The organism is Robertmurraya sp., assembly GCF_036676585.1.
Classification (GTDB): domain Bacteria; phylum Bacillota; class Bacilli; order Bacillales; family Cytobacillaceae; genus Robertmurraya_A.
In genome coordinates this window covers 45,181-51,620 of sequence record NZ_JAKFCQ010000124.1, presented here as the reverse complement: position 1 = coordinate 51,620, position 6,440 = coordinate 45,181, and the positions used below count along the sequence as shown (strand labels likewise).

The following is a 6,440-nucleotide window of genomic DNA, read 5'->3' as shown; positions in this document are numbered from 1 at the left end:
ACGTATGGACTGGAGAGCTTCGACTGAGATAAAGGAAACACGGAGAGCGTAAGCGATTCGATGTTGACTTATCGTAGGGAGAAGATCGAAGTACACTAGTTGCTGGGCGCTGGAGCTGGACACAGAAAAGCGGAAGCGCTAAATAAATAAGGTGCCCTTTCCGATTAGAAAGAGCACCTTACTGTTGTTAATATTAAGAGTTTTGACCCTTGCGAGATTCAGCTTGAGCGTTTTGTTGGCGTACTTCTTGTGCGTTAGTTTCGCTCGCAAACTCAGTACCGAATTGACCAGCTGATTGAGATCCTTGTCTAGCTGATTGTGCGTTTTGTTGGCGTACTTCTTGTACGTTAGTTTCGCTTGCGAACTCAGTACCGAATTGACCTTGTCCAGCTGAAGCAGCGTTTTGTTGTCTCACTTCTTGAACGTTAGTTCCTGATTGAGTTCTGTTTGGTTGCTTTGCCATTGTAATCACCTCCACAGAAGTTAATTTATCCAAGAGGTGATTGGTCTATCCTAAAGAAATTTTTTCCAATTTTATTACACTAAAAGAGAAATGCCACCATCAACGATAATCGTCTGTCCACGAATCATATCGGATCCATCGCTTAACAAGAACATGATCGTGTTCACCATATCATCAATTTCAACCATTCTCCCTGCAGGTGTTTTTTGTCTTGCTTCTTCCAACATTTCTTCACGATTTGGAAAATGTAGAAGTGCCTCAGTATCAATTGCCCCACCTGAAACAGCGTTCACTCGAATGTTTTTTGGTGCTAATTCCACAGCTAAATAACGCGTAAGTGCTTCAAGTGCTGCCTTTGATACACCAACAGTTGTGTAATTTTCCAAATAGCGAATGGATCCAAGTGAGCTAATACTCACAATTTTTCCTCCATCATTTTTCTCCATCAGTTTTGCTGCTTCCTGTGCACAAAATAAGAGTGCCTTGCTATTAATATTCATCGTCCATTCCCAGTGAGATTCTTCAAGTTCCATTGCTGGTCGAAGAACACCTGAAGCGGCATTACTTACAAATATATCGAGTCTTCCAAAATGAGCATCAATTTCTTCAAACATCGTTTTAATTTTACTAACATCACCAACGTTTGCTTTAACAACCAATGCCTTTCTACCAAGAGCCTCAATTTCTGCTGCAGTTTCAAGCGCCGCTTTTTTGCTGCGAGCATAGTTAACGACAATATCGTATCCTTCTTTTGCTAATCGTAGGGCAGTTGCCTTACCAATACCTCTACTGCTTCCTGTAATTAGTGCTACTTTATTTGTCATATGTACATATCCCTTCACTTTCTGATAATTTTTCTTTTATATGAATAGTTCACAAATAAGATTACCACAATACATCTATAAGAAAAATAGAGGATGTGTGAGACAATGTATGTAGGTCGAGATATGACAGAACTCTCAATGATACCAAAAAATGATTGGAAAAATGAAGAGCTAGCTTTTTTCCATCACTCACTTCAACAAATTATGCCGTATTTAAATTCAGAAGGTGTAACCATCCACCGAGAGATTATTAAGGAAATCGAAGAGCGTGGGGGACTTCATCGAAATGAAGCCGACTGGACGCATGGGACTAGGATTTCTTACGACTAATTGAAAAGCGGCAGAAAAAACGCCACATGCTAGTGGCGTTTACTCCTTTTTATAAAATTGACGCAGCATTTTCTGATGCGAAACCGGAAAGGCAAAACTCTCTATTTCTTCTTGATCGACTATCTTTAAAGTATCTGATGTCTTGATAGGTGCTAATAATGTTCCTTCATACACATTAATATTCCAAACAAGATGAGAGAAGACATGTTCAATATGGCCTACAAGCTCCCCTATATCACATTGAATTTCATATTCTTCCTTTAGATTAGATACTAACTGTTCTCTATCCCCTAAAACAGGAAGATGGATTTCCACATTTGGAAACTGCCACAAATTCGCAAGCAAACCGGATGAAGGGCGCTTTTGAATAACCGTTCGTCCCTCAGTATCTTTCAGAACAACCGCTGCAAGTTGAACCTTTCGTTGTTTTTTTGCCTTCGTTTTAACAGGCAATTCGTTTTGAGTTCCTTCCTCGAAGGCATGACAGTGGTCACGAACCGGACAGAGCAGGCACGATGGTGAAGTTGGTGTACAAATTAATGCTCCTAGCTCCATTAATGCTTGGTTAAAATAAGATGGGTTTTCATGTGAAATAAAGGCACGGACAGCTTCCTCAAACACTTTTCTACTGGATGCTTTTGCAATATCATCCCAAATTGAAAGAATCCTGGAAAATACTCGCATCACGTTCCCATCAACGGCTGGTTCAGGTACTCCATAGGCTATGGATAGAATGGCTCCTGCCGTATAGGGACCTACACCTTTTAAGCTGGAAATTTCCTTTGGCGTATTGGGTACTTTTCCTCCATACTGCTCATGAACCTCTCGAACAGCTGATTGAAGATTACGGACTCTTGAGTAATAACCTAAACCTTCCCAAGCCTTTAATACTTTTTCTTCATCAGCATTAGATAAAGCTTCTATGGTAGGGAACTCTGTGATAAATCGGTTAAAATACGGAATGACTGTATCGACCCTTGTTTGCTGAAGCATGATCTCTGATACCCAGACTTTGTAAGGATCTTGGTCTTTCCTCCACGGAAGATCTCTTTGCTCTCTTTCAAACCAGCCGATTAAATCCTTTTGAAATTCTTCCTTATTTATATTTGTTACGTTTTTTAAAGAATTAGACATTTTTTTGCCTCCAAAAAATTAAACAAGTACATACTAAGGGAATATAATAGCTTATCCCATTCATTTTTTACGAAATCTTAAAATTGGACCGTGATTACACAGTAAATGTTACAACTACTTTAAAGTAACGATTAATCACTACTTTTACAAGAAAATTATTGATAAAATTAAGATACGAGAAGGATTAAATATTTCCTAAAAAGGAGGGAGATTCCTTTGGATACCGGTACACACGTAGTGATGGGATTAGCTTTAGGAGGACTTGCGACACTCGATCCCGTTGTAGCAAGCAGTTCCGCAACAGCAACTAGTGTCATGATTGCAACTCTGGTTGGCTCCCAAGCCCCCGATATCGACACAGTATTAAAGCTTAGAAACAATGCCGTTTATATTCGTAACCACCGTGGAATCACACACTCCATCCCAGCTGTATTGCTTTGGCCTTTAGCCATCACAGCTGTTATTTATCCAATATTTCCAGATGCCAATTTACTTCATTTATGGCTTTGGACCTTTTTAGCTGTGTTTCTTCATGTTTTCGTCGACATTTTCAATGCATATGGTACGCAGGCGTTACGGCCGTTTTCTTCTAAATGGGTAGCGCTTGGTATTATTAACACGTTTGATCCATTTATTTTTGCGATGCATATTGTTGGCATAATTGCTTGGGTGTTCGGAGCACATCCTGGTTATACGTTTATCGGTGTGTATGCCGTCTTGGTTGCTTACTATATTTTTCGATTTATTACCCAGCGAAAGGTTTATCATGAGGTGAAAAAACTTGTTCCAGATGCAACAGATATCATTATTGCTCCAACCATGAAGTTTCACCAGTGGCGAATTGCTGTCATGAATAAAAACCAATTCTTTGTTGGACGTGCCCATGATAACAAAGTGCGTATTCTTGACCAATTTAAACGTGTTGCTGTTCCTGAGACCCCAGTTCTTGAAGCAGCAAAGCTAGATAAAAACCTTTCAGCTTTTCTATCGTTTTCTCCTGTTTATCGGTGGGAAGTTGATGAATATGATACGTATTACGAAGTACGTTTTATTGATCTAAGGTATCGCAGTAACGGTCATTACCCATTTGTGGCCGTTGTTCAATTAGATCTTGATCTTCAGATCCTTTCCTCTTATACTGGTTGGATCTTTAGTGAGGAAAAATTACGTAAAAAGCTGGATATTATCCCTGGATAACGAAAAGCGATGTCTCCGGTAGACATCGCTTTTTAATGTAGTTCATTTGGGTCCTGCTCTAATAGATGCTTATATTTCGGATTGGAAGCGACAAAATCATGAAGCTTATCCCCATAATAATCGATCCATTGTCGAACAATTTTTTCAGTCATCTCGCTCCCTCGGTAGGAGTAACCAGCCTTTGCTCTTGTTGTCTCAAAATCATCCCACAAAAGTTCCACCCATGTCCGAGCCTGCCCAAATGAAAGTTTGTCATTTTTTTCTAATAGTAATTCAATTAGTTTTTGCTGATAATGTTCCATTCATTTCACCTCTTTTCCAGTTATCGATACCCTCAGAGTAAAGCATACTAATAGTGCTTGATTATTTCATCACTCATTTTTAGGAGGTATAGCGATGCGAAATAAAGCAAAGGATTTTGCAAACCAAAACGGTAATAAATTTCAGGGCGAACCAAGGGCGAGACCTGAATTTGCTTCCAAAAGAGCGGATGGAACGATTAATACACATCCACAAGAACGGATGAAAAATTCTAGTACTCGAGGTTAAATTAATTATCGGGAATCAGCTTGTCTGGTTCCCTCTTTTCTCAGCATCGAGATTGGCAATGCCTCTTCCTTTTTGCTCCCCGCTAATCGGTAGCCCCACGCAAACACTCCGTTTAAATAATCGATTTTAAAATAAGCGCCTGGATCTCCTTCAATCTCATATATATCACCAGGGTTAAAATCTGATGGATTTAATAAATAGGCTTTAGCCATTATCGCTTTTCTTTCTAATACGGCATATTCATTTACCATCCCTAATTGCTCTGCTTTTCTTGCCTTCTCATTTAGTTTAGCTATTTCTTGATGTAATTCGAATTCAGAAAGTTCACTGTAACGTTTTTCTTTTTCCATCCCAACCACCTGCTTCTTAGGCTGTATTTTCGTATACGTAATGGTACCATAATATTATTCCAGACGAAAGGAAGATACATATTGAAATCTGTTATTATCACGGGAGCTGGAACAGGCCTTGGTCGAGAGCTTGCCCTAAAGTATGGAAAGGAAGGCTTCCATCTTATTTTAGTTGGAAGGTCAGAAGAAAATTTATCCGAAGTAAAAATTCTACTGAATGACGCACATATAACCGTTATGGATATACGAACCAAACGGGAGGTTGACGAGAAAATCAAACTCCTTTTAAAGGAGTATAAAGTGGTCGGACTTATTAACAATGCCGGGATTGGATTTTTCGGTCCTTTTGAAAAAACAAATGAAAATGAGATCGAGGAGATGTTCCAAACGAATGTGCTCGGCACCATGTATATGACTCAAGCTGTTCTCCCAAATATATGCGAATTAGACGGAAGCTTTGTTATGAATATCATTTCAACCGCTGGACTTCGGGGAAAAGTGAATGAGGCGGCCTATGTCGCAAGTAAATTTGCCGTTCGAGGCTTTACTGAAAGCTTACAGAAGGAATATGAAGAAAAATCTGTTCTTATTTCAGCGGTGTATATGGGTGGGATGAACACACCCTTTTGGAAAGGTTCCAAGCATGTAAAGGACCCTTCCAAATTCCGTTCTCCAGCAGAAGTGGCAGAGATTATTTTTTCACAGAAAGAGAAAGAATGTGTAGTGATCGAGTCCAAATAAACCATATTATTTGGACTCTAAGTACTTGGTAATAACGTCAATAGAAAAACCTTTTCGATAAAGGGCCTGCTTCATTTTTTGCGCATACTCATATCCAGTATATTTACTGTATTTTCGCTCCAACTTTTCTGCTTGATAACGCAATGACTCCAGTTCTTCGTCATCACTTGTTTCTTCCATTTGCTCCAAAGCAATTTGGTTGATCTCTGAGCTATATCCTTTCCTAAATAAAAGCTGTCCGATCTTTTGTTTCATGATTTTCTGTGATTCTTGTTTGTTTTTCTTCATATATTTCTCACATACAGCAATAGCCTTTTCAAGCTGCAGTTCAAAGGGAAACTCTTCAATTGCTTCAAGAATATAAGCTTCTGATATTCCCTTTTCCTTCAGTTCTCGCTTGATGACGGTTGGTCCTTTATCCGTTGTATTCATTTGTGTTCTTACATAGGCAAAAGCAAGCTGTTCGTCATTTAGGAAGTGGAATTCATTCAGCTTATGAATAACCTCTTGAATGATTACCTCATCCACTTCTTTTTCAATTAAATGCTTTCTTATTTCAGCTTCCGTTCTCATCATTCGTGCTAAATAATTCACTGCTGTGTTGTAAGCTTTTCGAATATCATCTGAATACGCTATTTCCGAAAGAAGAAGATCATCAAGTACCATGCCCTTTTTCAAGCTGTGTTTAATTAGTACGTCCTCATCCACACTAAAACCATATTCTTCTCCTTTTCCATGATCAAGAAAAATATTATAACGATCGGTTCGTTTTTTTTGAGCAGTTATTTTTGTGATTGTTGGCATCTTTATTCACCTCTTATAGTAATGTAGCACATTCGAGTACGTTGAATA

At 38.9% G+C, this 6,440-nt stretch carries 10 protein-coding genes; 4 read left to right on the top strand and 6 right to left on the bottom strand.

Annotated elements, in window-relative coordinates:
• Positions 1–193: 193 nt before the first annotated feature.
• Both ACGLXV_RS16995 and fabL read right to left on the bottom strand, forming a co-directional pair.
• A complete protein-coding gene (locus ACGLXV_RS16995) occupies positions 194–463 on the bottom strand; it encodes a gamma-type small acid-soluble spore protein (RefSeq protein WP_391559560.1) in 270 nt (89 codons plus the stop codon).
• A gap of 74 nt (positions 464–537) precedes the next feature.
• The gene (gene fabL, locus ACGLXV_RS16990; protein WP_391559559.1) at positions 538–1,287 is read right to left on the bottom strand and encodes an enoyl-[acyl-carrier-protein] reductase FabL; all 750 of its coding nucleotides are present in this window, start codon (positions 1,285–1,287) and stop codon (positions 538–540) included.
• Between the two features lie 105 nt (positions 1,288–1,392).
• Between fabL and ACGLXV_RS16985 the strand changes: the two genes are divergently transcribed.
• Entirely contained in the window at positions 1,393–1,617 is a 225-nt protein-coding gene (locus ACGLXV_RS16985; RefSeq protein WP_391559558.1) for a hypothetical protein, read from the top strand.
• Between the two features lie 39 nt (positions 1,618–1,656).
• Here the strand turns inward: ACGLXV_RS16985 and mutY are convergent, their stop codons facing one another.
• The gene (mutY, locus tag ACGLXV_RS16980; RefSeq protein ID WP_391559557.1) at positions 1,657–2,751 is read right to left on the bottom strand and encodes an A/G-specific adenine glycosylase; all 1,095 of its coding nucleotides are present in this window, start codon (positions 2,749–2,751) and stop codon (positions 1,657–1,659) included.
• A gap of 216 nt (positions 2,752–2,967) precedes the next feature.
• Between mutY and ACGLXV_RS16975 the strand changes: the two genes are divergently transcribed.
• The gene (locus ACGLXV_RS16975) at positions 2,968–3,948 is read left to right on the top strand and encodes a metal-dependent hydrolase (protein ID WP_391559556.1); all 981 of its coding nucleotides are present in this window, start codon (positions 2,968–2,970) and stop codon (positions 3,946–3,948) included.
• A gap of 32 nt (positions 3,949–3,980) precedes the next feature.
• Here ACGLXV_RS16975 and ACGLXV_RS16970 read toward each other — a convergent pair whose 3' ends face one another.
• Complete coding sequence (locus ACGLXV_RS16970) at positions 3,981–4,250, bottom strand: YfhJ family protein (protein ID WP_119707022.1); 270 nt, start codon at positions 4,248–4,250, stop codon at positions 3,981–3,983.
• Between the two features lie 94 nt (positions 4,251–4,344).
• On the opposite strand from ACGLXV_RS16970, the gene ACGLXV_RS16965 reads away from it, so the two are divergent.
• Complete coding sequence (locus ACGLXV_RS16965; RefSeq protein ID WP_119707021.1) at positions 4,345–4,497, top strand: small, acid-soluble spore protein K; 153 nt, start codon at positions 4,345–4,347, stop codon at positions 4,495–4,497.
• A gap of 5 nt (positions 4,498–4,502) precedes the next feature.
• On the opposite strand, the gene ACGLXV_RS16960 is transcribed toward ACGLXV_RS16965, so the two are convergent.
• Entirely contained in the window at positions 4,503–4,847 is a 345-nt protein-coding gene (locus ACGLXV_RS16960) for a YfhH family protein (protein ID WP_119707020.1), read from the bottom strand.
• An 81-nt stretch (positions 4,848–4,928) separates the two neighbouring features.
• Between ACGLXV_RS16960 and ACGLXV_RS16955 the strand changes: the two genes are divergently transcribed.
• Positions 4,929–5,588, top strand: coding sequence for an SDR family NAD(P)-dependent oxidoreductase (locus ACGLXV_RS16955; protein ID WP_391559555.1), 660 nt, complete (start codon positions 4,929–4,931; stop codon positions 5,586–5,588).
• Positions 5,589–5,594: 6 nt separating this feature from the next.
• Here ACGLXV_RS16955 and recX read toward each other — a convergent pair whose 3' ends face one another.
• A complete protein-coding gene (gene recX / locus ACGLXV_RS16950) occupies positions 5,595–6,392 on the bottom strand; it encodes a recombination regulator RecX (RefSeq protein WP_391559554.1) in 798 nt (265 codons plus the stop codon).
• Positions 6,393–6,440 lie beyond the last annotated feature (48 nt).